Source organism: Gordonia sputi NBRC 100414 (assembly GCF_000248055.1).
Taxonomy (GTDB): domain Bacteria; phylum Actinomycetota; class Actinomycetes; order Mycobacteriales; family Mycobacteriaceae; genus Gordonia; species Gordonia sputi.
On the sequence record NZ_BAFC01000116.1, the window covers coordinates 71,841 to 96,863 of the forward strand.

Below are 25,023 nucleotides of genomic sequence, written 5' to 3' on the forward strand. Positions count from 1 at the left end.
GCTCAGTACAGGCCGCGCGAGACGGTGCGCCAGGCGGCGGGAAGGTCTTGCTCCCAGTAGGCCCAGGTGTGCGTGCCGATCAGGCGGAAGCCGTCGGTGTAGGGCACGTTGTTGGCGCGCATCGTCGCGGCGAACTCCAGCGAGCAGCGGTAGGCGCCCAGCTCCAGCGCCGACGACGACGCCGTCACGGCCTCGGGTGGGCCCTCGTCGGGTTCGATGCGACGCTGCAGATCGAGTGGGCCGATCGCGCCGGATCCGGCGGCCAAGAAGATGTTCTTGCCGCGCAGCGCGTCGAGATGCTTGGCCGGATCGTGAGCGTCCCAGCCCGCCGAACCGAACGGTCCCCACATATTCGTCGCGTCGCCCCCATCGCGACCGACGGTCGTGCGCACGTAGGCCTCGTTGGCGGCGCCGGAGACCGGCGGGCAACCCGAGAGTGAGGCGAGTCCGCTGTAGGTCGACGGGTGACGGATGGTGAGCGCGAACGCCGCCTGGCCGCCCATCGACAGGCCGATGACCGCGTTGCGGCCGTTGCCGTCGAACTGCTTGTTGATCAGCGGGGGGAGTTCCTTGGCGAGGAAGGTTTCCCACATGGGTTGTCCCACTTTGGGATCGTGCTTCTGCCAGTCGGTGTAGAAGCTGCCCTTACCGCCGGTCGGCAGCACCACGTTGACGTTCTTGCCTGCAAAGAAGCGGCCCGCGTGGCCCTTGGTGATCCAGTCGCTCACGTCGCCCTCGGCTCCGGCGCCGTCGAGCATATAGACGGTCGGCCGCGGGCCTGACGCGTCCGCGGGGGTCAGCACCGACAACTTGATCTTCGTCTTCATCGACGGCGACGTGACCCAGATGTCGGTTCTGAGCGGTCCGAGTTTCTGAACCTTCGCGATCTTCGCGACGGGCACGGGTGCCGCGTTCGCGGCGGGAACACCGGTGAGTAGCGCGGCACATCCGGCAAGCGCGGTCGCGAGTACTGCAGATCGCCGAAGCACCGATCCACTACCTTCCGTACGCCGACGCGCAGCCGCGATTCTCCAACGCCCAGCCATGCAACGGTCTCCTCGAACTCTTCGGAGCGCGCCGACCGTTGATGGTCGGGCGCTCGCAGCAGTGCGCATCTTCTTCAACAGCGCATCGTTATTGTCTAGACGGCCCGCAATCAGTGGGTTCCCCTCCCACTGCGGCCGGTGTCGTCCACAGGGTACGTGTCGATCCTGGCAATCGACATCCCCGAACCGCCTTCACGCAACGTCGACATAGGGTTGTTATTTGTGACGACACCAAAGAATCCGGACAGTTCGGCGAAGCCTGCAGGTGAACGCGGTCTCGGTGTCCGAGACTTCGCATTCGTCGCCGAGGTCCCCGTGCGGTGGTCGGACATGGATGCGTTCGGTCACATCAACCACGCGCGGATGGTCACCCTCATGGAGGAGGCGCGCATCCAATGGTTGGTCATGGCAACCACCCTGGCCGCCGAAGCCGACACCCCGACCGGGTCGCAGGCCGAACTGATCAAGAGCGCAATGATCGTCCACGTCGAGATCAGATATCAGAGCCAACTACGGCACGACGATTCGCCGCTGCGAATTGGCATGTGGATCAAGGGTTTTCGATCGGTCGACTTCACCATCGGTTATGAGATCCGCGGCGCGCACGCCGAGGACGACTCCAAACCCGCCTGTGTCGCGAGCACCCAGATGGCCGTCGTCGACGTGGCGGCACACTCACTTCGACGGCTGAGCAGCGTCGAAAAAGATCACCTGCGGTCTTGGTCGCGCGCCTGAAACGACGCGGTCAGGACGGCTCGTAGCGGGCGGGAAGCTCGCGCGGCACGGCAGGTGAGATCCGAGCGATGTTGCCCTCGAGGACGTCGCGGTAGATACGCAACTGCTCCTCGCCGCTGCGCACCTGCTCGCTCAGGCGTTTGGCGTTGTCGACGGAGATCTCCCGGTCGCCCGACCTGGCGATGAGCGCGTCGATCCGGTCGTCGATGGTTGCGGCCCTGTTGTATTCAGACAGGATCTGCAGTTCGACGGCGGCCGACTCGACGACGTGCGCGACGTCGCCGAGCGCCTGCACACGGTCGATGAGTTCGGTCCAGACCGGCCGCAACACCGTTTCGCGACGGTCGATCTGGGCGGCGAACGAGGCGTCGAATCCGCCGTTGCGCTTGGCGCGGTCGAGGTCGATCCGCACGGAGCGCAGCGCGATGACGTCGGCGACGATCTCGGCGAGTTCGGCGTGCAGATTGACCTGCGTGCGCTGCACGGCGAAATGGTCCGACCGCCAGGCCGGATTGCGCATGATGCGGTCGTAGTAGTGGGCGGCGAGAAACATCAGCGTCTCGTAGCCGTCGACGAAGTTCGCCACCCCGGACAGCGGTGAAGCGGGGGTCCTCGGCGACGCGGGAGTGCCGTCGACTGCGGCAACGCGGTTGGCCCACTCCCCCGCCTGCGGATACCCCGAGCGTGCGGCGACCTGTCCGACGACGCCCGCGATCCGTTCCACAGCCGCCGTTCCCGCACGGCGCATCGGATTCGATGTGTTCACGTTCGGGGTCGGTGTGCAGAGCAGTCCGGCGAACAGCCGCTCGCGTTCCTCGATCTCGAGGTACACGTTCTCCCGACGCTCCCTCCGGATGGCGCGCGTACTACCTGCGAAGACGCCCTTCGCGGTCACGATCAGCTTGCGCGAGTCGTCGCGCCGACGCAGCAGCCCGTTGAGACGGCCGCGCATCAGCGTCACGACCATTCCGGGCACCATCGGGGCGTCGAGTTGGCTTTCGAGCTGGACGATCGCCCGCTGGAGTCGACGCAGCTCGCCGAAACCCGCAGGCAGCGTCGGCACAGGTAGTCCGGAAGAAATCCGGCGAACCAGGATCGCCCGACCCGCAGGCGTGAGGTACCCCGACGCCACGAGTAGTGCGGCGGCATCGGAGAGTTCGGGGCGCTCACCCGCGATGGCCGATCGCTGACACCAACTGCGGATCTGCGCACTGCTGTCGCCACCCCGCTGGGCCGCGCTCTTGTCGATCATCGTCGTAACGCCTTCGATTCGGGACTGTCTGGCGAGCGGGAGTGGTTCCCCGGCTCCGCCGCGTTCCCAGATTCTACCTGCGCAATTCGGGTGCCCGGGGCGTCGTCGCACGCCACAGGGGTCGGGTCGCGCGGTGCAACAACCACGCGACCGGGATGCTGATCGCGGTAGTCACCACGAACGCCACGACGACATTGCCGCTGAATACGCGGTAGTTCAGCAGATCCATGACCACCTCGAGTACGAGTACGTGCACGAGGAAGAACTCGTAGGAGATCTCGCCGAGCCACACGACGGGTCGGCTCCCGCACAGCCGAGCCCACGGCGACGACTGGTCGGTGGCGGTGAGCGGACCCACCATCCCGACGGCGATGACGAGGTAGAGCAGATGCTTGACGATCGTGGCCGACGCCGTGCTCGGCGTGATCGTCGGCTCACCTGCCAGCGGCAGACCCGACACGAGGAACGCGGCAGCCGCGGCCGCGGGCCAGAACCAGGTGTTCCACTTCGCGACGAGGGGCGCGCAGACCGCAAGGACCATGCCGGCGATAAACCATCCGAGGAAGGCGGGTGCCCAGAGTCGGGCCGTCGGATCGGCGTCGGGATTTCCGTCGACGAGCACCGCCCACACCGGACTCACCAGCCCGATCACGAGCAGGCCACCGATGAGTAGATCCGGTCGCCAGCGGCGTCGACACACGACGACGATCAGCAGCCATGCGATCACCGGCAGCAGCAGGTAGAACACGACTTCTGCTGCGAGACTCCACATCTGGGTCAGGCCGGCATGCAGGTGGCCGATGCCGTAGACCTGCGTCAGCGTCATGTTGCGCCAGAAACCCGACCAGCCGACGCCCGTCACCACGGCCTCGCCACCCGGCGAATACCAGCCGTAGACGAGGTAGACCGCGATCACCGTGATCCAGTACGCGGGCAGGATTCGGCGTGCGCGATGCCAGAAGTAGCGCCGCGTCGACGGTGGGCCCGAGCCCTTCTGCAGCGGTCGAATCCACTCCGAGAACAGCAGGAACCCCGAGAGTACGAAGAAGATGGCGACGCCGACCTCGAACCGCGAGAACAGGCGCCCGACGTAGTCGTCGGTGTAGTTGCCGGTCCAGAACGCCGCATGTGTCAGGCAGACCGCGGCCGCGGCCGGCGCACGCACTCCGGTGAGCGACGGGATGCGGTGGGCCATGGGCCGATCCTGCCAGGTCGGGCGAGCGCGGCAGCGTCGAGGACCTCTCGCCGCGTGGCAGGATGACGTCATGGGAGACGAGCGCATCCAGGGTCAGATCTGGCGCGACGGCAAGAAGGTCGACGGGTTCTCGCTCGAATCGGTCTCCGACCACATCGGCGAATCCGACACCGTCGTGTGGGCCGATCTGCAGTGCCCGAGCCATGAGACGCTCTCTTCGCTCGCAAACGAACTCGGGTTGAACAAGTTCGCCATCGAGGACACGATCTCGGCCGCCGAGCGCGTGAAGACCGTCACCTACAGCGACCACACCTTCATCATGGTGTACGGCATCGAGATGAAACCTCCTGCGGCACAGGATGTTCGACGCCCCGACAGCGATCCTGACGATGACTCCGACGACCCACCACCCCCGCGATCCGGGGCCACTGTCAACAACGGGCAGAATCAGCGCGCCAAATCCTTTACATTGCACCGCATCTCGATATTCATCAAGGACAACGCCCTGATCACGGTGCGTATGCATCCGGGCGACGGCATCAAGACCGTGGTGGAGCGCTGCGAGGACACGCACGCCGCGGCGTTCGGCATCGGCGGGCTGCTCTATGTGGTGCTCGACGTCGTCGTCGACGGTCACTTCGACGCGGTGCAGGTACTCGACGACCAGATCGAGGAGCTCGAGGACTACCTCTTCGACAAGTCGGTCCCCAATGTGAGCCTGCAACGTCGGACGTACGACCTGCGCAAGGATCTCGTGGTGCTGCGGCGGGTGGTGCTCCCGATGCGCGAGGTGGTGGGCACCATCCAGCGGCACCGCTACCAGGATCGTGGAGAGCACGCGGCAGAGCTCGATCCCAACTACTCCGACCTCTACGACCATGTGCTGCGCGCCGCCGAGTGGACCGAGTCACTGCGCGACATGCTCAGCAGTGTCTTCGAGACGAACCTCTCGCTGATGGACGCGCGGCTCAACACCGTGATGAAGAAGTTGACCGCGTGGGCCGCCATCATCGCTGTGCCGACCCTCATCACCGGCTACTACGGACAGAACGTGCTGTTCCCCGGATACAGCACGTCGTGGGGTGTCTGGGTCAGCGCGATCCTGATCGTCGGATCGGTCATCGTGCTCTACATCAACTTCCGCAAGCGCGACTGGCTGTAGTCGCCCGGTCTGGTCACGCGGGGTGTGGTCACGCGGGGTGTCGGGCGTGCGACACGCTCGAATTGGAATCTGAAACCTCTTGTCCCGTATTGTTTTCGACGTGCTCTCCAGAACTGCCGACGCTGTCGTGACCGAAAACACTGCCACCCCGTGTGAGTGGTGCTCCTCCACCGATGACGTCGCGGAGTTTCGCGACGAACTGCGCTGCGCCAGGTGCCGCGAGCTCGAGGAGACGATCACCGAGGCGCGCAAGTTCTTGGGTTTCTACGGCCTGCGCCCGCTCGGCGGCTCCGTGGAATGCGACGACGAGGAGGAGCGTGAGCACCGGGTCGGCGCTCGCGACGCGTACACCGAGTTGAACGCGATCCGCACGAGTACCCCCGCCCCTCGACCCAAGCGATCCGCATCGCGGGCCGCTGCGGGCACTGTGAAGTCAAGCGCTGTGAAGTCGAGCGCCGTGAAGAGCACGGGCGACAAGGCGAGCACGGCGACCACGAGTCCGACACGACGCAACGACGTCTCGCGGCCCGATCGGGCGGAGCTTCTCAGCCGCGCCGAGGGCCTGCTGAGCGAACTCACCGACATCGACGCACGCCTGGCCGCCGCCGAGCAGGAATCGGGACTCTCCGCCAAGGCCCGCATCGCCGACCTGACCTCGCGCCGCGAATACGTGCTTCGCACCCTCGCCGCGCTCGAGAAGGCTCAGCGCGCGATGTCGCCGGCCTGACGACCACCGGTACGTACACAACTCGTACCTGAGCGGACCGCCGAGGAGATTTTTGTGATGGCGCCGCGCTCACGACCGAGTTGTGTACGCGCTCGCGCTGATCGAGCCGCCCCCTCGCTGCTCGAGCGCCTGGCCGCTGATCGAGCCTGTCGAGATCACCCCTCGCTGATCGAGCCGCCCCCTCGCTGATCGAGCCACCCTCGCTGATCGAGCCTGTCGAGATCACCCCTCGCTGATCGAGCCACCCTCGCTGATCGAGCCTGTCGAGATCACGCCCCGCACGCTGGAGTGCCCGCGGATGCGGCGCTGCACCAGGTGAGCGGGCCGCCGGTGTCGCCGAGGCCCTTAGTCACCAGGGTCGGGCCGCCGTGGGCGCCGGTCGACAGATCGCCGCTGACCGTCTCGCCCTTCGAAATATCGCCGACACCCTCGCCGGATTTGACGATCAGGTCACCGATCGTGATCGTGATGCCCATTCCGCGCCGCGTCCAGGTGACCGACCACTTCTCGGTGTTCAGCGCGCCTGAGCCCATGAGTAGTGTGCCCGTCTGATCTCCTGCGAGGTCGAGCGAACTGGCGTGTCGCGTCCAGTCACCCACGAACGCCGACGATCCGACGCCGTGCCCGGGAGGCAGCGGCCGCGCGGTCTGGCTTCCACCACCAGAAGCCTGCGTGGCGCCACCGTCCTGAGAGTCCGACTTCTCGACAGCAGTGCCGGAGTCGGCCTCCTCCGCACCTGATGTGGTCGACGCAGGCATCGTCGTGGTGACAACGACGGTCGGCATCGAAGTTGTTGCGGATGGAGTGTCGTCGGGGTTGCAGCCCGCCACGGACAGCGCTACTGCGGCCGCGGCCAAAGTCGTTGCAGTCCACCGGTATCGCATGATGTTCCCTGTCCCGGGCGATCGGGCGACCGTCCTCTTACCCGGTTATTCGACACCGACGGCCCCGGCGGTTACCAGCAGTCGCACGACCGAATGACGCCGAAACCTCGACAGTCCGGTGCCCACCCGCGCCACGGCTACGGCGTGGGGCCCGCCTTGTGTCCCACCGGCGGCCGCACGCACTGCACCCAGTTGACCACTAGTGCGATGTGGCACAGCGCGGCCACCAAGAGTCCCAACGAAGTCTGTTGGCGCGCAGTCTGATCGGCCCAGTAGCCCAGAATCGAGATCGGCACCGCGACAGCGCTCACCGCCGCCGCGATCCAGCAGGGCGCGAAGCGTCGAACAATCACCGCGACCATGGACAGCACCACCGCGGCGGCACCGATGACGACCGCGAGTTGCGAGAGCGGCGTCGACCTTCCGGTCAGTGCGGTCACGGCGCTCACGCCGGCAAGCACCACCACGGCCACCCAGACAGCGGCGACCGCACGCCCGCGGAGCGGAACCTCTGCCATGACCCTGCGTTCGATTCCGCGAAGGGAATCGGCGAGCCGTGGGTCCAGTTCGTCGCGGTCTACACCTCTCCCGTCGTCGCGCATCCCACCAGTGTCCACCGCAAGGACTCGGGGCGCAGGACCCGGGTGCGCATTGCAGGCGAATCCCACCAAAGCTCGACACATACAACCGATCAGTTGTATGTTCGTGTGGTGAGCACAGCGACGGAGGATCGAGCAGACGCACTGTTCCACGCGCTTGCCGACCGGACCCGCCGCGACATCATGCGGCGTGTGCTCGCGCAGGAGCAGTCGGTGTCGACACTTGCCGCCGACTACGACATGAGCTTCGCCGCCGTACAGAAACACGTCGCGGTGCTCGAGCGCTCCGGACTGCTGACCAAGCGTCGCCGAGGGCGTGAACAACTCGCCTCCGGCGACGTCGAGGCCGTGCGCGCCGTGTCGGACCTACTCGACGAGCTCGAGCAGGTCTGGCGGGGCCGCATCGACCGAATCGACGCATTACTTGCTGTCGACGACACCACGTCGACGCCTTCCAACGACAAGGATTGAGACAATGCCCGTCATCGACGTCACCAAGAATCTCGACGACCGATCGATCACCATCACAGCCGAGTTCGCCGCTCCGGTGGAACGCGTCTGGCAGATCTACGCCGATCCGCGCCAGCTCGAGAAGGTCTGGGGCCCACCGGAATACCCCGCGACATTCGTCGATCACGACTTGGCGCCGGGCGGGCGTGTCACGTACTACATGACGGGCCCCGACGGCGAAAAGTACGCGGGCTACTGGCTCGTCGACGCCGTCGACAAGCCGTCGAGCTTCACCTTCCGCGACGGCTTCGCCGACGAAGACTTCACGCCGATCGAGTCACTTCCGTTGTCGCACAACGCATACTCGTTCACCGACAGGGACGGCCGCACGGTGGCCACCTACGTGAGCACCTACGAAACGGTTGAGGGACTGCAGAAGGTCCTCGACATGGGTATGGCCGAGGGCGCGACGCAGTCTCTCAACCAGATCGATCAGTTCCTGGCCGAATGACCGCGCGACCTCAGCGCTTGCGTGTCAAGACGAACTTGGCGATGACCTTGTTGCCCTGATACTGCGAGCCGGCATATCCGTTGCGCGTCTTGTACATCTTGAGTCCGTTGCCCTGGCCGAAACTGACGTACTCGTACTTGCCAACGGTTGTGATGGGGTAGCCGCGGAAGCTGGGGGTGACACCAAACCGGTGATTGCGAACCGTCGAGTCCGAGCACCACGGCACCGGAACGTGAAAACCCTGGAACTCGGTGTTGCAGTATCGGTACGTACCAGGAGTGACGTCGGCGTGCGCCTCTCCGCCGCCCACGAGAACGCCTGTGGCAGCGGCGCCGCCGATCAATGCACTTGCCATCACCTTCTTCACAGGCCGGAATTGTGCCATACGGTCTCAGCGATCACGCGCACGCGTCGTTCGCCGGAACGAGGTTCAGTTGCGTGGGACGCAGGGGTACAAAAATGCCCCTCTGGATCCCACGCAACGTGGACTCATCTGCGGAAGCGGAGGGATTTGAACCCCCGGTGGTTTTACCCACGCTCGCTTTCAAGGCGAGTGCATTCGGCCGCTCTGCCACGCTTCCCTGCCGAAAAGGGTACGTGACCCGCAGCGTGAGACCAGCATCAGCCCACGGACCCGCCCGGCCGGTGGACTTCGTCAGCCTGTTCCCTCATCAGCCCACGCGCAGCAGCACCTTGCCGATCGCGTCGCCGCTGTTGAGTCGTTCGTGGGCGGCCTGGGCGTCGGCGAGCTCGAACACGGAGTCGGTCACCGGCACCACCGAGCCCGCCTCGATCAACGGCCAGGTACGCGCGTGGGTCTTCTCGACGATCGCCGCTTTGCCGTCTGCTCCGGTCACCGGCCTCGAGCGCAACGCGGTGCCGTAGACCGAGAGTCGTTTGGAAATCATTGCGCCGATGGGCAATTCACCCTTGACGCCACCCTGCATACCGATGATGACCAGGCGTCCCCCGGTCGCGAGAGCTTTCACGTTGCGCGGCAGGTAAGCCGCGCCGATGATGTCGAGGATCACGTCGGCGCCACCGTGCCCGGAGATCACCTCGACGAAGTCCTCCGACGAGTAGTCGATGAGGATCTCGGCCCCGTACTCCGCCGAGCGCGCCAGCTTCTCCCTCGTTCGCGCCGTCACCGCGACCCTGGCCCCCAACGCGCGACACAACTGCGTCGCATGGGTGCCTATTCCGCTCGAGCCACCGTGAATGAGGACCAGCTCGTCCAGCTGTAGATGCGCCGTGAGCAGCAGGTTCGAGACCACCGTGCACGCAACCTCGGGTAGCCCCGCAGCCTCGATCAGGTCCACATTCGACGGCTTCGGCAGCAGCTGCACGGCCGGAACCGCCACCAACTCGGCGTACCCGCCGCCCGCAAGCAGGGCGCATACCTCGTCGCCGACGGACCACCCCGTGACCTCAGAACCCAATTCGACGATCCTGCCCGACACCTCGAGACCGAGAATGTCCGACGCCCCCGGCGGCGGTGGATACAGGCCCTGCTTCTGGAGCAGGTCGGCGCGGTTCACGCCCGCTGCCGCGACCTCGATGAGCACCTCGCCGGGTCCCGGCGTCGGATCGGGTACTTCGGCGACAGACAGTGTGGCTGTTTCGGAGTCGACGGTGATTGCACGCATGCCATCGATGCTGCCCGAAAGTGGCGTCGAAGGGGTGTAACCGTCACGACCAGGAGCCGCGGACCTTCCGCATGGCGAGGCAGATGGTGGTGAAGTCGTCCTCACCCAGGACGTCGACGACGTACTCGCGCACCACTCCGTCGCGCACCCGTGAGATGCGGGCCAGCGTGCCGCGACCGGTGTCGGTGATGCGGACGAGTCGGTGTCTGCCGTCGAGGTCAGAGCGCACCCGGACAACATCGCCGGTGTCGATCAGCCTGCCGACCTGACGAGATACGGTGCTGACGCCCATGTGCACGGTCGCGGCGAGTTCGCTGATGCCGAACTGCTCACGCGTCGCGAGGACCTCGAGGATGCGCAGATCGGTTGTAGTCCAACCGTTCGCGCCGAACGTACTGTTCACCTGGGCCATCAGGGCCCATCCGCCGTCTACGAACGACTGCCAGAGCTCGACCTGGTCGGTGGTCAGCTCCGGCGTACCGGGCGTGTGTGGGCGCGGTTCGGGGTCGTTCACATTAGTCAACTTAGTATGCGTTGTCGCTAAACGCGAAACCGTGTGGATCGGTCGACCCACACGCCATACGCTGCGACGTTGGTCTAACCGAATGACCCGAGAGTTCTGACCAAATGGTCAACTTCGTACGGCGTCGAATACGGCCCGAGACCGACGCTCACGGCGCCGCCGAAGTCGCTCGCGCCCATACGCGTCAGTGCCCGGCATGGAAGGTCGGCGAGCGCGCAGATCCCGTTGTCGGAGAGTCGTCGGACGACCTTGTCGGCCGAGACCTGATCGACGGTGAAACTGAGCGTCGGGACGCGGTTGCCTGGAGTCCCGACAACCGAGACCTGGCTGAGCTGTTCGAGCGTCGTCGTGAGGTAGACCATCAGGCGTTCGAGGTACTCGCTCACCGCGTCGAGGGAGGCGACGAGTCGTCGACGCCTCTTGCCGATCGCGTCGGCGTCGAGCGAGGCGAGGTGTTCGATCGATGCGACGAGCCCGGTCAGTAGTCCACCCTGCAGCGGTTCGAGTTCGAGACGCGCGGGCCCGACCGCGCGCGGGTCGACCGACATCGGAACGAGCCGTTCGATGACCTTGGGATCCCGGAACACCATCGCCGCGACTCGCGGGCCGCCCCACCGTTCTGCGGACACCACGAGCACGTCGGCACCGAGTTCGTCGATGTCGAGCGGCATGTAGGGCGCAGCATTCGTCGCATCGACAACCAGCATCGCGCCGCGTGCGTGGGCGAAGCGGGCGATGGCGGGGATGTCGGTGATCGCACCGAGCGTCGACGACGCCAAGGTCACGGCCACGACGGCCGTCCGCGCGCCGATGAGGTTCTTGTACTGCCACGCGGGCAGCTCGCCGGTCTCGATGTCGAGCTCTGCCCACCGCACAGAACCGCCATAACGTCCGACGACCCGCAGCCACGGCACGATGTTCGGTTCGTCGTCGGCATGACTCACGACGACGTCGCCGCCGAGCCAGGTGTTGGGGGCGATCGACTCCGCGAGCGACCACACGAGCGCCGATCGGGAGGGCCCGAGAACAACACCCGCGGCCTGTGCGCCGACGAGATCGGCGACCGCTCGGCGTGCGCCGTCGATGGCTTCGGTGGTGCGGACCGCGCCCGGATAGACCCCGCCCGGCGCTGCGCCGAGCTGCCGGAACCCGGACGAGACCGCACTGGCAACGGAGTCGGGGATCAGCATTCCGGCCTGGGCGTCGAGGTGAATCCAGCCGTCGCCGAGCGAGGGGAACAGTCCTCGCACCGCGGCGACGTCGAGACTCATGCCAGTCACGATAGACGGCCCGCACACGGGCTTCGGACGGGTTGCCGCCGAACGCGGCGCGACGGCGGCGTTGCGGCGTCCTCGTGGCGTCGACAGCAATACCGACTGGCCTCGGGGGCAATGCCGACGACTGGTGACGAGTGTCGGTGGCTTTCGGCACAATGGGTCACATGGCTAGCGAAGGAACGTCGTCCGGAGCATTTGATCCCCGTGGTTTCGGTTCGCCGGCAACCGGTGACGAGAGCATCGTGGTTGTCGGACCTGACGACCACACGAGCGGGAAAGAAGCCGAATCCAAAGACAGTGTTGCCGACATGGTCGAGCAACCCGCCAAGGTCATGCGCATCGGCACGATGATCAAGCAACTGCTCGAAGAAGTGCGGGCAGCTCCGCTCGACGAGGCGTCGCGCAACCGGCTCCGCGAGATCCACCAGACGTCGATCAGCGAACTCGAAGACGGCCTTGCCCCCGAGCTACGTGAAGAGCTCGAACGACTTGCACTCCCCTTCTCCGACGACTCGACCCCGTCCGACGCCGAGCTGCGTATCGCGCAGGCACAGCTCGTCGGGTGGCTCGAGGGACTGTTCCACGGAATCCAGACGGCGTTGTTCGCCCAGCAGATGGCCGCACGTGCGCAACTCGAGCAGATGCGACAGGGCGCTCTGCCTCCCGGAATCGTGGGTCCAGGTGGGCCGGGAGGCCCCGGCGGCGGGCCGAGCACCGGTCAGTACCTCTGAGTATCGAGTCGTGCACTCCTCGCTCGACACCGCCCGTTCCGGATCGTCGAACCGCGCGCTTGTATGCTGAATCCCCGTGTCAGCGGTAGTCAACGAGCGGGAAGTTCCGCCACCACCCACGACGTCGGATTCGAGGTCGTTGCGGCGTGCGTTCAAGGACCTCTCGGACGGACTTCGCGCGCGCGAGCTCTGGGCGCTTCTCGGATGGCAGGACATCAAACAGCGCTATCGCCGTTCGGTGCTCGGTCCGCTGTGGATCACTATCGCGACCGGCATTACGGCCGTCGCGATGGGTCTGCTGTATTCGCAGCTGTTCGACGAGGACATCACCACGTTCCTGCCGTACGTGACCCTCGGCTTCATCTTCTGGGGCTTCATCGAGGGATCGATCCTCGACGGCTCAGAGGTATTCGCCAAGAACGAGGGGCTGATCAAGCAGATCCCGTCGCCGCTGTCGGTGCACGTCTACCGACTCGCGTGGCGACAGCTCATCATCTTTGCGCACAACATCGTCATCTACCTGGTGCTGCTCGCGATCTTCTGGAAGCACATCCACCTGAGCTGGACCGTCGTGCTGATCATCCCGGCGATGATCCTGTTCGTCATCAACAGCGTCTGGGTCGCGATGGTCTTCGGCATCCTGACGACCCGATTCCGCGACATCGGTCAGCTACTCAGCACCGCGGTGCGCCTGGTGTTCTTCATGACGCCGATCATCTGGAGCGCGTCGTCGCTGCACAAGGTGACCGGCGAGGGATCATCACGGGCACGGATTGTCGAGATCAACCCGATGTACCACTACCTCGAGATCACGCGCGGTCCGCTGCTCGGCGAATCGGTGGCCTTCTACCACTGGGCCATCGTCATCGGCTGCACCGTCGCGGGATGCCTTCTCGCCCTGTTCATCATGCGCAATTACCGCGCCCGAGTTCCGTATTGGGTGTGAGTCGTGACCAGCTCCAAACAGACTGAGACCAAGAACGACGCCGTCCGCGTCGACACCTGGGACGCCTGCGTCGACTTCCCCATCTTCGACGCCAAGACGCGCTCGCTGAAGAAGTCGGTGCTCGGAGCCGCGGGCGGCGTGATCGGTGCCAATGCGTCGAACGTCGTGGTTGTCGAGGCACTCAAGAACATCAACCTGCACCTCGAGCACGGCGACCGTGTGGGGCTCGTCGGTCACAACGGTGCCGGTAAGTCGACGCTGCTGCGGCTGCTGTCGGGCATCTACGAACCGACGCGCGGCTCGTGTCGGGTCAAGGGTCGGGTCGCTCCGGTCTTCGACCTCGGCGTCGGCATGGACCCGGAGATCTCCGGCTACGAGAACATCCTGATCCGCGGCATGTTCCTGGGCGTGAGCCGCAAGGAGATGCTGAGCAAGACCGACGAGATCGCGGAGTTCTCCGAGCTCGGCGACTACCTCAACATGCCGCTGCGCACCTACTCGACCGGTATGCGCGTGCGCCTCGCGCTGGGTGTGGTGACCAGCATCGATCCCGAGATCCTGATCCTCGACGAGGGCATCGGCGCGGTCGACGCGGAGTTCATGAAGAAGGCGCGCACACGGCTGCAGTCGCTGGTCGAGCGCTCGGGCATTCTGGTCTTCGCCAGCCACTCCAACGAGTTCTTGGCGCAGCTGTGCGACCGCGCCCTCTGGATCGACCACGGCGAGATCCGGATGGACGGCGGGATCGAGGAAGTGGTCGGTGCCTACGAGGGCCCGACCGCTGCCGCGCACGTGCGCGAGGTGCTCGACGAGATGCATCGGACCGACGGCAAGTCCGCATGAGCGACACCACGGGCTCGACATCGCATGTCAGCGCCTCGCGTGTGACTGCCTCGCGTGTCATTGCAGTGGTGGTGACGCATCGGCGGGCGGAGTTGCTCGCCGAATCGCTTGCCGTGGTCTCGGCACAGTCGCGACCTGTCGACCACCTCGTCGTCGTCGACAACGGGAACGAGCATCAGGTAGCTGAACTCGTTGCCGCGCAACCCATTCCGACAACCTACGTGGGTTCACAGCGCAACCTCGGGGGTGCGGGCGGGTTTGCACTCGGCATGTTGACCGCGCTGTCGCTCGGCGCCGATTGGGTGTGGTGCGCCGACGATGACGGACGCCCGGAAGGCAGTGAGGTGTTGTCGACGCTGCTCGACTGCGCCGCGCGTCATCGGCTCGACGAGGTCTCGCCCGTCGTCGTCAACATCGACGACCCCGACACACTCGCCTTCCCGCTACGCCGCGGAGTGGCGTGGCGGCGCAAGCGGTCAGAGCTGTTCGAGGGCGACGGCGAGCCTGCAGGCGACGACGACCTGCTGCCCGACATCGCCTCGCTGTTCAACGGTGCGCTGTTCTCAGCGCATGCGCTCGACGTGGTCGGCGTCCCCGACCTCCGGCTGTTCTTCCGCGGCGACGAGGTCGAGGTGCACCGACGCCTGGCGCGCTCCGGGTTGCGCTTCGGCACGTGCCTGACCACGGCATATCTGCACCCGTACGGCTCCGACGAGTTCCGCCCGATCCTCGGCGGCCGCATGCACACGCAGTATCCCGACAACTCGGTGAAGCGCTTCTTCACCTACCGCAACCGCGGCTTCCTGATGAACCAGCCCGGCATGCGCAAACTGCTGCCGCAGGAGTACGCGCGATTCGGCTGGTACTTCCTGGTGCAGCAGCGCGACGTCGCGGGCTTCCGCGAGTGGTTCCGGTTGCAGCAGCTCGGCCGACGCGAGCGGTTCGTGCGGCCAGACTGACGTCGACTGGGCGCTTCAGCGTGTCGAGTGGGCGCTTCAGCGTGCCGACTGGGCGCTCCGTCGCGTCGACTGGGCGCAATTCGCCGACCGCCCTCGCCGGAACTAGAACGTGTTCTACTGTGTGATCAGACACCGATCCACAGGGGAGACACATGCGGTTCACCTTCGCCGAGGCGATGACAGATCCGAGCTTCTACGCACCACTCGCCCAGGCGGCCGAGAAGGCGGGGTACGCGGGGTTCACCATTCCCGACTCGCTCGCGTATCCGGAGGAGTCCGACGCCACCTATCCGTACACCCCGGACGGCAATCGCGAGTTCCTCGACGGCAAGGCGTTCATCGAGACGTTCATCGAGGCCGCTGCCCTCGGCGCAGTTACCTCGACGATCCGCTTCACGCCGTTCGTTCTCAAACTGCCAGTGCGGCCGCCCGCGCTGGTGGCCAAGCAGGCGAGTTCCGTTGCGTACCTGACCAACAACCGCCTCGCGCTCGGCGTCGGCACCAGTCCGTGGCCGGAGGACTACGAATTCATGGGCGTCGACTTCGCCCGCCGCGGCAAGCGCATGGACGAATGCATGGACATCTTCCGCGGTCTGACGTCGGGTGAGTACTTCGAATTCCACGGCGAGTTCTACGACATCCCACGCATCAAGATGACTCCCGCACCCACCGAGCCGATTCCACTCCTCGTCGGAGGTCACGCCGACGCCGCGCTGCGTCGAGCCGTCATCAGAGGCGACGGATGGATGCACGGAGGCGGCCCCGCGGAGGAGCTCGACGCCCTGCTCGACAAGATCACCGACATCCGTAAAGCGGAGGGAAAACTCAACGACCCCTTCGAGATCCACGTCATCTCACTCGACGCCTATACGGTCGACGGATGTAAGAGGTTGGAGGACAAGGGAATCACCGACGTGATCGTCGGCTTCCGCCTGCCGTACGTGATGGGTGACGACACCGAGCCACTTGCGACCAAGATCGATCATCTGAACGCCTACGCCGAGAACGTCATCGCCAAGGTGAACGGCTGACGCACACTCGACGCGACGCGACGCCCAGTCGACGCCCTCGAGCACACAGTTGGCACTCCAGAGCGTGCGCTCGACGTCAGCGTCGCATCTCGACGACCTGCGAGTTGTTGAACGGCACCTGGCGCACGACGTGCAGTCCGGCGGCCGAAAGTTGTTGGTAGAGCAACGTCGATGTGAAGTGGTTAGGTGAGAACAGCCAGTAGGCGGTGGCGCCGGGGTAGACGACGTAGCCGTGGTCACGGTCCTTGTCGGTGATCACCCACATCACCTGGCACTGTTCGGCAAACCGTCGATAGGCGGTGACGGGTTTGTCGCCGTCCCACAGCGAGTCGGCCCGGACCGCATCTATCGAGGGGCCGACGTCGCGGAGTCCTGCGAAGTCGGCGGGCTTGGCGCGCAAGACGACTCGCTGCGAGACCGGACTCCACGTCGGCGCGGTGGAGAAGGCGACGCAGTCGCCGGGGTGTGCGTTGGCGCCGATGAAGTCTGCGGCCTCGGAGAAGTCGGTGCCGCCGAGTCGGCCGTACGCGCTGCGGTCGGCGAGGTACGACGGCGTCGCGGCCGCGGCCAGAACCACGACGAGAAGCGCTGCCACCCACACACGGTCGCGTGCGATCTGGCGCACCGCCCACGCCAGGATCAGCGCGAGTCCACCTGCTGTAAAGATCAGATAGCGGGGTGTGTAGACAGCGTCGACCAACCACGAGAAGACGAACACGAGTGCCGCGGGCACGAAGACCCACAGCATTCCGATGACCGGGATCGACCACCGGCCGCCGGCACCGAGTACCGCAGCGGCGAGTCCTACCGCGACTACGAGAGCGCCAACAATGAGGAAAATGGTTGCGCCGTCGAAGAACTCGAATCGGGCATAGTTGCCGAGCGTCCGTGGCGACATTTGCTCTACCCACGAGATCTGCCCACGTTGCGAGATGACGATGCGCGCAAATGGTGCAACGACCGCGCACACGACGATCGCGGAGATGACGAAAGCGACTGTCGTCCGGCGTATCTGGAGCCTATCTCGCCCCCGACTCCGCACGAGCACGATCAGCAGGTGCGCGGAGAGCAGCGAGATGGTGAAAAAGAACCAGACCACGCCGACAACGCAGACCGCGGCGTAGGCCACCCACCACCCCCAGCGTCGACGCCGAGTGGCACCGTCGTCGACGTCGAGCGCAATCAGCAAGACAAGCGTCATGGCGATCGCCAGGGCGATTGTGCCAGCATAGGATCGGGCCTCAGAGCCCGCCCAGGTCGTGCGCGGCAGACAGAGGAGCACGAGGCCCGCGATGACGCCGAAACGCGTATCCCACAGTCGCGCAGCGAGAACGACGAGCAGACCCGCGGCGATGCCGATCGCCAATGCAGACGGGAACCTCAGCGAGAACTCCGACAGCCCAAACACCTTGGTCCACACATGCATGCACAGGTAGTACAGCGCGTGCACGGCGTCGGTCAGAGCGAGTAGGTCCCACATCGCCGACAGTGGACGGTGCACCGCCGACACCGTTGCGGCCTCGTCATACCAGTGCGATGGGCGCCAGGAACCGAAGGCGCACAACACCACTCCAAAGATCCCGACCACCAGTGCGGGTCGGGCGGACCGGAGTCGTTCAGTCGCCGTCAAACAATCTCGTCCAGTTCTCGCGACTCGTCAGTTCGGGCATGGCTCCTCGCCACTCCTCGGCGACGTCGAGTCCGTCACGACGCAGTTCGAGGCACAACTGTGCGAGTTCACGTCCGAGCCGAGCCGCGACCTGCTTGTCGCGCCGTCTGACTCGGACACCAGTCTGCGACGAGTCGGTGACGATGGCCGACGAGAAGAGCCCGACGTGCCACCAGCGTCCGTCGTCGGCTGAGATGGACACGGGCGCCGGCGACACCCTGCCGAGCCATTGCTGCACAGCGCGTTTGACCAGCACGCGGGTCTCTTTGTCCTCGTCGGGCAGCGGTCCGCGGCGTGAGATCCTCGTGTTGGGATCGGCGTCGACGAGTACGTCGGCACTGTCACGGATGACCGTGTCCGGATACTGCGCGCGCAGCTCCTTCAGTTCCGCCAGCTTCGACATTCCGCCGTCGTCGAGGATCGACGGTCCGCGCAGGAAATCACGAACGGCGAGAAGGAAAGTCGCGGCAAGGCCATAGCGCATGGATACGATGTGCGCGCCGATCTCCTTGGCGATGACGGCCACCAGGTGCTTCGGGTCGAACGGTCCGTGGATCGCTGCGACGATGAGGGCGTTACGCCAACTGAAGTAGCGCGACCAGTCGTCGTAGTCCTTGAGGTGGAAGTCGGCGTGCCAGACGCCCGCGTTGGGCAGCGTGACCGTCGGAAAACCGTTGCGGCGCGCGCGGATACCGAATTCGATGTCGTCCCACTGGAAGAACAGCGGCAGCGAGAGTCCCGCCGCATAGACGGCCTCGACCGGGAGCAGACACGACCACCACCCGTTCCATCCGGCGTCGGTGCGCGCGTCCTGTTGTTTCTCGAGCGCGTTGAGTCCCTGCTTGCCATACGCGCCCGGACGTCCGGCCTTGAGCTCGTCGAGCGCTTCCCACTCGCCGGTCATGTGCACCCGGTAGGTCTCCGACGCCAGCAACATCTGCGAGCCGACGAGCATCGGCCGCGCCGTGCTGTTGGCGAACGAGGTCAACCGGAGAACGGACTCAGGCTCGCACGTGATGTCGTCGTCCATCACGACGATGTCGGTGTCGTGGTTGCCGTCCTTGGTGACCTCGTGGATGCCGCGGTTGAATCCTCCCGCGCCGCCGAGGTTGGGCTGGGTGATGTAGTGCAGGCGGTCGCCGAGTACAGCGGTGACCTCGCTGAACCGTGCCTGGTCTGCGACGCGGTCGGTGCCCTGGTCGACGACGTACACCGCGGCGACACGCTCGAGCACGACGGGATCGGATGCGAGCGCCAGCACGGTCGCCACGGCGTCGACCGGGCGGTTGTGCGTGCACATGACGACCGACACGGGCCGGTCCCGGACCCGCGAGTCCACACTCCACTCGACGTCGGAGATGCTGGCCGGACCGTCGATGGCGGTCAACTCGAACCAGAGTGCGCCGCCGTCGAGGAAGCGCTTGACGTCGAGGTCGAAGCTCACGTGTCCCTGTCCGGAGACCTCCGCGGTCTGCACCGGGCGTTCGCGACCGCTGATGTCGGACGCGCGGATGTCGATCCGCAGCGTCGTACCGGGGGCGCAATCGTGGTCGAACTCTAGGCGAACTGAGCGCACGCGGGTGTAGCTCTGCCAGAAGGCGGCGGGGAAACGTCCGAAGTAGGTGTTCGCCGACAGTCGTGCCCCCGGTCCGAGATGAGCTCGGCGGCGATCGAGCCTCACCCGGGAGAGGTCGGTGTCGGCGTACATTCCCGGCTCGATCCGGGTTTCCGGACCGGTGAACAGCGTGCGTTGGACGAGTAGACGGTCCGACGACGAATTGGTCATCTCGCGCAAATCAGACGGGTCCGTGTGCGGAGTATCGGTCGTGGTCGGCTGTGCTGCTGTCGACATTGCATCCCATTCATCTCTTCGGGGGCTCTCGCGCCACACGTGTCGGCCCCGACGGCCACAGTAGCCCACACCCTGTGAACACCCTGTCACTGACACCCGAGCGCCACTGCTCCACAAGTGGGTGCTGCCGCAACGCATTCGGTCGAATCGGGCTGACGATCCCGACTGAACTCGTGTATCAATTCTGTCGGGCGCCCAGACACACGCGTTACATGTCGTTCGCGCGACCGACGGCTACCGTGACGTTCTCAGCGGAGCGCGGCCAGCGAGGCCTCAGCGGCACCGAAGCCGCACATCCCGTGCACACCTCCCCCGGGAGGTGTCGCGGCCGAGCACAGGTACACGCCGTCGACTCCCGTCGAGTACGGCGATGCGGTGAGTCGCGGCCGTACGACGAGATGAACCAGGTCGTTGCGTCCACCGCCGATGTCGCCGCCGGGATAGTTGGGATTCGCCCGTTCCAGCTCTGCGGGCGAAGTCGCACGAACCGCGACGATCCTGCTCCGAAATCCCGGCGCGAAGCGCTCGATCTGTGCGGTCACATACTCTGTCGCGTCAACCGAATACCCTTGCGGCACATGGGCATAAGCCCACAGCGGCTTGAGACTTCCCGACGCTCGACTCTCGTCGGCGACCCACTGCTGCCCGACGAGAGTAAAGGGTCGACGAGGCATCCGTCCCGCGGCGACGTCGGCTTCGGCCTTCGCGATCTCCGACGCCTCGCCGCCGAGGTGCACCGTGCCCGCACGAGCGCAGTCGCGCGCCGTCCACCCGACCTCGTCGTCGATCACATAGTCGACCTTGAACGCCGCCGGGCCGCGTCGCCAGCGCCGATATGACCGAGCGATGCGGCTGGGTTGGCGCGCACCGAGGATGTCGGCGGCCGCGCGCGGCGTGACGTCGAGAATCACGATGTCGGCGGGGATCTGCGCGAGGTCGGAGACGGTGTGTCCGGTCTCGATCGTGCCGCCCAGCGAGCGCAGGAGTCCGGCGAGCGCGGTCGTGATCGTCGACGACCCGCCGACAGCCACCGGCCAGCCGCCGTGATGGCCCGCCGCGGTCAGCATGAGTCCGGCAGCCGAGCTTCCGGGGACGTCGAGTCGGGTGAAACCGTGCGCGGACATGCCGGTGAACAGAGCGCCCGCGTGCGGACCGAGGAAGCTGGCAAGGGCCGTCGCAGGCATCAGCGCGGGCAACCCGAAACGCGCCAGCAGCAGCGGGTGATGCGGCAGCGCCAGCATCGGCGAGAGCACGTCGTCGGCGACCTCGGGGAAGTGCGTCGACACCTTGCCGAGGAGCGCGAGCCACCGGTCGCCCGCCCCGGGGAAACCCGCGTCGGCGAATCCGGCCGCGGTGCGCTCGATGTCGCGGAAGAGAAGCGCCGCAGTGCCGTCGTCGCGCGGGTGCGCGCAGTCGATGTCGGGCCACGACCAGCGCAATCCGTGCTCGTCGAGAGGCAGGGTGCGCAGATAGGGCGACGACGTCCCCAGCGGATGGAACGCGGAGCAATGGTCGACGATGACCTCGGGAAACTCGTCGTCGAATGGGCCCGACCGCGTGCCGCCGCCGATCGTGTCGGCACCCTCGAGGACTGTGACGTCAAGACCCGCCTGCGCGAGTCGGACCGCTGCCGACAACCCGTTCGGGCCTGCGCCGACGACAACCGCGGTCGGCACGACTACGTGACTCGGAAGATGACGGTGCGCTGCACCACGAAGTTGATGACCGTCGCAGTGCCCTGTGCGATCACATACGCGATGAGGCTGTTGAGGAACGTGTGCTCCCACACGTGGGCCAGCCAGGTGTAGATGCCGACGTTGACGAAGAACGTGCAGCAGTAGAGCAGTGCGACGGCGATGAAGCGAGCCGTACTCGGCGACGCACGGAACGTCCAGCGCCGGTTGATGATGTACGCGCAGGTGGTGCCGCAGATGAAGCCGACGGCCTTCGACACCACGGGCGGCAACCCGAAACCGAACTGCAGGATCGTGGTCAGTCCGAAGTCGAGGATGCCGGAGATCACGCCGCTGATGACGAACCGCAGGATCTGTGTCGTCAGCGGAACGTCGGTCGAGGCCTCCGCATCGTCGACCGGCACTTCGATCGGAGTCGGGGCGTGGCGCGTCTTGAAGTCTTCGTGCCGCGACTTGTGGTCGTGCCCGTCGTCGGAGGTTGCGTCTTGCACCCTGCCACCCTAGACGGTGCCGGGCGGGCGCTGTTTCAGAACTCCTCTTCGACGTCGGAGTCGCGGGCCGCCTTCTCACCACGGTCGAGTGTTGCGAGTTCTGCGAGGTCGGCGTCGTCGAACGAGAAGTCGAAGAGGTCGGCGTTCTCGAGTTGCCGCCCGTGATGCGACGACTTGGGGACCACCGAGATGCCCTGCTGCACCGACCAGCGCAACGCGATCTGCGTCGGCGACTTGCCGTACTTGCGCGCGAGCCTGATGATCACGGCGTCGCCGAGCATGCCTTCCTTGCGGCCGGTCGGATGCCACGCCTGCGCGACGATCCCACGCTCGGACATGAACTCGCGCAACTCATCTCGCGCGAGTGCAGGCGAGCACTGGATCTGGTTGACCTGTGGCCAGACGCCGGTTTCGTCGTAGAGCATCTGCAGTTGGTGTGCCTTGAAGTTCGAGACCCCCGGCACGGTGATGAAGCCCTCGTCGGCGAGGGTCAGCAGCGCCTTCCAGGAGTCGACGGTTCGACCGAGGCTCGGACACGGCCAATGAATCAGATAGATGTCGATGTGTGCGACGCCGAGCCGTCGAGCGCTTTCCTTGGCCGCGTTGATCGGCTCGTCGAATCCCTGGTCGCCACCGCCGAGCTTGGTCTGCACGGCGACCTCGTCGCGAGCGATGCCGGATTCGCGTAATCCCATCCCGACGCTGAGTTCGTTGGAGTACCTCGACGCGGTGTCGAGCAGGCGATATCCGGACCTGAGCGCGTCCGACACGGCGTCGACGCAGGGCATGCCGAGCATGTCGTAGGTTCCGAGGCCGACGAGAGGTAACCGGAATCCTGACGAGAGTTCGACCGAAGGGATGTCCACGCTCACAAGGATATGGTCGCGACGACCGATCGTGCCCGGTGAACAACCCCCGTCGTTGGCGCATCGTGACCATGACGTATCCGAAGTGCCCGACCCGACACCGCGTAGCGACCGGTCGGGTACCTCGACCCTCGACAACACGTCACGACGGTGGTCATGCTCGATGCATGGAACGCTTCGACGACATCATCATCGGTGCGGGTCACAACGGACTGACGGCTGCCGCGTACCTCGCGCGTGCGGGACGTCGAGTGCTGGTGCTCGAGCGTGCAGACCACGTCGGCGGTGCCACCGTCTCCGCGACGCCGTTTCCCGGTGTGCCCGCACATCTTTCGCGTTACTCGTACCTGGTGTCGCTGCTGCCGCGCGAGATCATCACCGACCTGGACCTGGACATTTCGCTGATTCGACGCCGCTACTCGTCGTACACGCCGCTGCCCACCGACCCCACTCGCGGCCTGCTCGTCGACAATGCGGACGAGTCTGCGACCGCCGAATCGTTTCGACGCATCACCGGCGATGACACGGAGTTCGCGTCGTGGCAATGGTTTTACGGCCGGATGGGTGAAATCGCACGTCGCGTCTTCCCGACGCTGATCGAGCCGCTGCGCAGCCGCGACGAACTGCGCGATCTGGTGATCGGTGCGTCGAGCTCCGCCGGCCTCGACACGTCGCTCGCCGAGATCTGGGAGCTGCTCACCGAACGTCCACTCGGCGAGCTCATCGAGCGCTATTTTGCCGACGACCTGGTGCGCGGCGTCGTCGCCACCGACGCGCTGATCGGCACCTTTGCCGACCTCCACGACGCCCGACTGCGCCAGAACATCTGCTTCCTCTATCACCTGATCGGTGGTGGCACCGGCGACTGGGACGTCCCGGTCGGCGGCATGGGTGCGGTATCGGGCGCACTCTACGAAGCCGCCGTCGCCGCAGGCGCCCGGATCGTGACCGGCGCGCGGATAACCGGCATCGACCCGGCCGACGGCACGGTCGAGTACGTCAGCTCCGCGCATGTTGAGCGCGGCCCATCCCCGCTGGTCGAGCGGTCCACGGCTGGCCCCTCCTCGCTGGTCCAGCCTGCGGGCAGCCCCCACCCGCTGGTCCAGCCTGCGGGCAGCCCCCACCCGCTGGTCGAGCCGGCCGCGAGCGCAGCGAGCAGCCCCCAACCCCTGGTCGAGCCGGCCGCGAGCGCAGCGAGCAGCCGAGTCGAGACCACCCTCCGCGCCTCGATGCTCTACGTCGCGTGTGCGCCGCAGTCGATCAACGACTGCCTCGACGTTCCGCTCGACGTCGAATCCGACACTGCCGGAGCACAATTGAAGATCAACATGCTGCTCGATCGGCTGCCGGCGCTTCGTGATGGATCGGTCCTTCCCGACGCTGCGTTCTCCGGGACGTTCCACATCAACGAGTCGTACGGGCAGCTGCACGCGGCGTGGCAGCAGGCGAGTATCGATAAGGTCCCGAGCGTCCCGCCGTGTGAAATCTACTGTCACACACTGTCCGACAGGTCAATCCTCGGACCAGAGCTCGCCGGATGCAACACGCTGACACTGTTCGGACTCCAGATGCCTCCGGCGGTCTTCGACGCACCGTCGGCAACCGGCAGGGCCGTCGAAGCCACTCTGAACTCTCTGAATTCTGTTCTCGCAGAACCTATTCAGTCCGTCATCTGCACCGACGCCCACGGCAATCCGTGTATCGAGGCCAAGACGCCGCAGGATCTCGAGGCCGCACTCGGGCTGCCCGGCGGCAACATCTTCCACCGGAGCCTGCAGTGGCCGTGGGCGCAGGACCGGCACACCGTCGGGCAGTGGGGTGTCGAGACGCGGCACCCCCGCGTACTGCTCGCCGGTGCGGCGGCGCGTCGAGGCGGTGGTGTCAGTGGCATACCCGGACACAACGCGGCGGCGTTGGTGCTCGAAGGCTGACAA

At 65.8% G+C, this 25,023-nt stretch carries 25 protein-coding genes and 1 tRNA gene; 11 read left to right on the forward strand and 15 right to left on the reverse strand.

The features are described from left to right. Positions 1–2: 2 nt before the first annotated feature. Positions 3–1,046: an alpha/beta hydrolase gene (locus GOSPT_RS19005; RefSeq protein WP_174273073.1), complete on the reverse strand. Its 1,044-nt coding sequence runs from the start codon at positions 1,044–1,046 to the stop codon at positions 3–5. Positions 1,047–1,268: 222 nt separating this feature from the next. Between GOSPT_RS19005 and GOSPT_RS19010 the strand changes: the two genes are divergently transcribed. Continuing rightward, on the forward strand, positions 1,269–1,781 hold the full coding sequence (locus GOSPT_RS19010; RefSeq protein ID WP_039856691.1) for an acyl-CoA thioesterase: 513 nt from the start codon (positions 1,269–1,271) through the stop codon (positions 1,779–1,781). 10 nt (positions 1,782–1,791) lie between these two features. Here the strand turns inward: GOSPT_RS19010 and GOSPT_RS19015 are convergent, their stop codons facing one another. Then, a complete protein-coding gene (locus GOSPT_RS19015; protein ID WP_005208134.1) occupies positions 1,792–3,033 on the reverse strand; it encodes a hypothetical protein in 1,242 nt (413 codons plus the stop codon). 73 nt (positions 3,034–3,106) lie between these two features. Further along, positions 3,107–4,228 (reverse strand): acyltransferase family protein, encoded by a 1,122-nt coding sequence (locus GOSPT_RS19020; protein ID WP_005208135.1) that lies wholly within the window; start codon positions 4,226–4,228, stop codon positions 3,107–3,109. A 70-nt stretch (positions 4,229–4,298) separates the two neighbouring features. On the opposite strand from GOSPT_RS19020, the gene GOSPT_RS19025 reads away from it, so the two are divergent. Continuing rightward, complete coding sequence (locus tag GOSPT_RS19025) at positions 4,299–5,390, forward strand: magnesium transporter CorA family protein (protein WP_005208137.1); 1,092 nt, start codon at positions 4,299–4,301, stop codon at positions 5,388–5,390. A 100-nt stretch (positions 5,391–5,490) separates the two neighbouring features. Further along, positions 5,491–6,117: a hypothetical protein gene (locus GOSPT_RS19030; RefSeq protein WP_005208146.1), complete on the forward strand. Its 627-nt coding sequence runs from the start codon at positions 5,491–5,493 to the stop codon at positions 6,115–6,117. 269 nt (positions 6,118–6,386) lie between these two features. On the opposite strand, the gene GOSPT_RS19035 is transcribed toward GOSPT_RS19030, so the two are convergent. Both GOSPT_RS19035 and GOSPT_RS19040 read right to left on the reverse strand, forming a co-directional pair. After that, a complete protein-coding gene (locus GOSPT_RS19035) occupies positions 6,387–7,001 on the reverse strand; it encodes a hypothetical protein (protein ID WP_005208149.1) in 615 nt (204 codons plus the stop codon). A 137-nt stretch (positions 7,002–7,138) separates the two neighbouring features. After that, complete coding sequence (locus GOSPT_RS19040; RefSeq protein WP_005208152.1) at positions 7,139–7,603, reverse strand: Rv2732c family membrane protein; 465 nt, start codon at positions 7,601–7,603, stop codon at positions 7,139–7,141. 105 nt (positions 7,604–7,708) lie between these two features. Between GOSPT_RS19040 and GOSPT_RS19045 the strand changes: the two genes are divergently transcribed. Both GOSPT_RS19045 and GOSPT_RS19050 read left to right on the forward strand, forming a co-directional pair. Then, positions 7,709–8,071 (forward strand): ArsR/SmtB family transcription factor, encoded by a 363-nt coding sequence (locus GOSPT_RS19045; RefSeq protein WP_005208154.1) that lies wholly within the window; start codon positions 7,709–7,711, stop codon positions 8,069–8,071. Positions 8,072–8,075: 4 nt separating this feature from the next. Then, entirely contained in the window at positions 8,076–8,561 is a 486-nt protein-coding gene (locus tag GOSPT_RS19050; protein WP_005208156.1) for an SRPBCC family protein, read from the forward strand. A gap of 10 nt (positions 8,562–8,571) precedes the next feature. On the opposite strand, the gene GOSPT_RS19055 is transcribed toward GOSPT_RS19050, so the two are convergent. The 5 genes from GOSPT_RS19055 to GOSPT_RS19075 form a co-directional block, all read right to left on the reverse strand. Next, a complete protein-coding gene (locus tag GOSPT_RS19055; RefSeq protein ID WP_231894495.1) occupies positions 8,572–8,946 on the reverse strand; it encodes a hypothetical protein in 375 nt (124 codons plus the stop codon). A 111-nt stretch (positions 8,947–9,057) separates the two neighbouring features. Further along, positions 9,058–9,142, reverse strand: a tRNA-Ser gene (locus tag GOSPT_RS19060). A gap of 90 nt (positions 9,143–9,232) precedes the next feature. Then, complete coding sequence (locus GOSPT_RS19065; RefSeq protein ID WP_005208160.1) at positions 9,233–10,207, reverse strand: NAD(P)H-quinone oxidoreductase; 975 nt, start codon at positions 10,205–10,207, stop codon at positions 9,233–9,235. A gap of 43 nt (positions 10,208–10,250) precedes the next feature. Further along, positions 10,251–10,721, reverse strand: coding sequence for a MarR family winged helix-turn-helix transcriptional regulator (locus GOSPT_RS19070; protein ID WP_005208162.1), 471 nt, complete (start codon positions 10,719–10,721; stop codon positions 10,251–10,253). 83 nt (positions 10,722–10,804) lie between these two features. Further along, entirely contained in the window at positions 10,805–12,001 is a 1,197-nt protein-coding gene (locus GOSPT_RS19075) for a cysteine desulfurase-like protein (RefSeq protein WP_005208164.1), read from the reverse strand. A gap of 170 nt (positions 12,002–12,171) precedes the next feature. Between GOSPT_RS19075 and GOSPT_RS19080 the strand changes: the two genes are divergently transcribed. The 5 genes from GOSPT_RS19080 (at position 12,172) to GOSPT_RS19100 (ending at position 16,517) form a co-directional block, all read left to right on the forward strand. After that, on the forward strand, positions 12,172–12,738 hold the full coding sequence (locus GOSPT_RS19080; protein WP_039856711.1) for a bacterial proteasome activator family protein: 567 nt from the start codon (positions 12,172–12,174) through the stop codon (positions 12,736–12,738). Positions 12,739–12,814: 76 nt separating this feature from the next. Continuing rightward, positions 12,815–13,684 carry a galactan export ABC transporter permease subunit Wzm/RfbD gene (gene wzm / locus GOSPT_RS19085; protein ID WP_039856694.1) on the forward strand — a complete coding sequence of 290 codons (870 nt, stop codon included), beginning with the start codon at positions 12,815–12,817 and terminating at the stop codon, positions 13,682–13,684. A 3-nt stretch (positions 13,685–13,687) separates the two neighbouring features. After that, positions 13,688–14,527 (forward strand): galactan export ABC transporter ATP-binding subunit Wzt/RfbE, encoded by an 840-nt coding sequence (wzt, locus tag GOSPT_RS19090; protein ID WP_005208170.1) that lies wholly within the window; start codon positions 13,688–13,690, stop codon positions 14,525–14,527. Continuing rightward, the gene (glfT1, locus tag GOSPT_RS19095; protein WP_005208173.1) at positions 14,524–15,486 is read left to right on the forward strand and encodes a galactofuranosyltransferase GlfT1; all 963 of its coding nucleotides are present in this window, start codon (positions 14,524–14,526) and stop codon (positions 15,484–15,486) included. The genes wzt and glfT1 overlap by 4 nt, the downstream gene beginning before the upstream one ends. 152 nt (positions 15,487–15,638) lie before the next feature. Continuing rightward, a complete protein-coding gene (locus GOSPT_RS19100; RefSeq protein ID WP_005208174.1) occupies positions 15,639–16,517 on the forward strand; it encodes a TIGR03619 family F420-dependent LLM class oxidoreductase in 879 nt (292 codons plus the stop codon). Between the two features lie 76 nt (positions 16,518–16,593). Here GOSPT_RS19100 and GOSPT_RS19105 read toward each other — a convergent pair whose 3' ends face one another. From GOSPT_RS19105 to GOSPT_RS19125, 5 genes are all read right to left on the reverse strand, one after another. Continuing rightward, a complete protein-coding gene (locus tag GOSPT_RS19105) occupies positions 16,594–18,147 on the reverse strand; it encodes a glycosyltransferase family 39 protein (protein ID WP_005208175.1) in 1,554 nt (517 codons plus the stop codon). Next, entirely contained in the window at positions 18,134–20,038 is a 1,905-nt protein-coding gene (locus GOSPT_RS19110; protein ID WP_005208176.1) for a glycosyltransferase, read from the reverse strand. The genes GOSPT_RS19105 and GOSPT_RS19110 overlap by 14 nt, the downstream gene beginning before the upstream one ends. 248 nt (positions 20,039–20,286) lie before the next feature. After that, entirely contained in the window at positions 20,287–21,714 is a 1,428-nt protein-coding gene (locus tag GOSPT_RS19115; RefSeq protein WP_005208177.1) for a phytoene desaturase family protein, read from the reverse strand. 2 nt (positions 21,715–21,716) lie between these two features. Next, the gene (locus GOSPT_RS19120) at positions 21,717–22,223 is read right to left on the reverse strand and encodes a GtrA family protein (RefSeq protein WP_005208178.1); all 507 of its coding nucleotides are present in this window, start codon (positions 22,221–22,223) and stop codon (positions 21,717–21,719) included. A gap of 35 nt (positions 22,224–22,258) precedes the next feature. Next, complete coding sequence (locus GOSPT_RS19125) at positions 22,259–23,089, reverse strand: aldo/keto reductase (RefSeq protein WP_005208179.1); 831 nt, start codon at positions 23,087–23,089, stop codon at positions 22,259–22,261. A 167-nt stretch (positions 23,090–23,256) separates the two neighbouring features. On the opposite strand from GOSPT_RS19125, the gene GOSPT_RS24400 reads away from it, so the two are divergent. Beyond that, positions 23,257–25,020, forward strand: coding sequence for a phytoene desaturase family protein (locus tag GOSPT_RS24400; protein WP_005208182.1), 1,764 nt, complete (start codon positions 23,257–23,259; stop codon positions 25,018–25,020). The last annotated feature ends 3 nt before the right edge of the window (positions 25,021–25,023 follow it).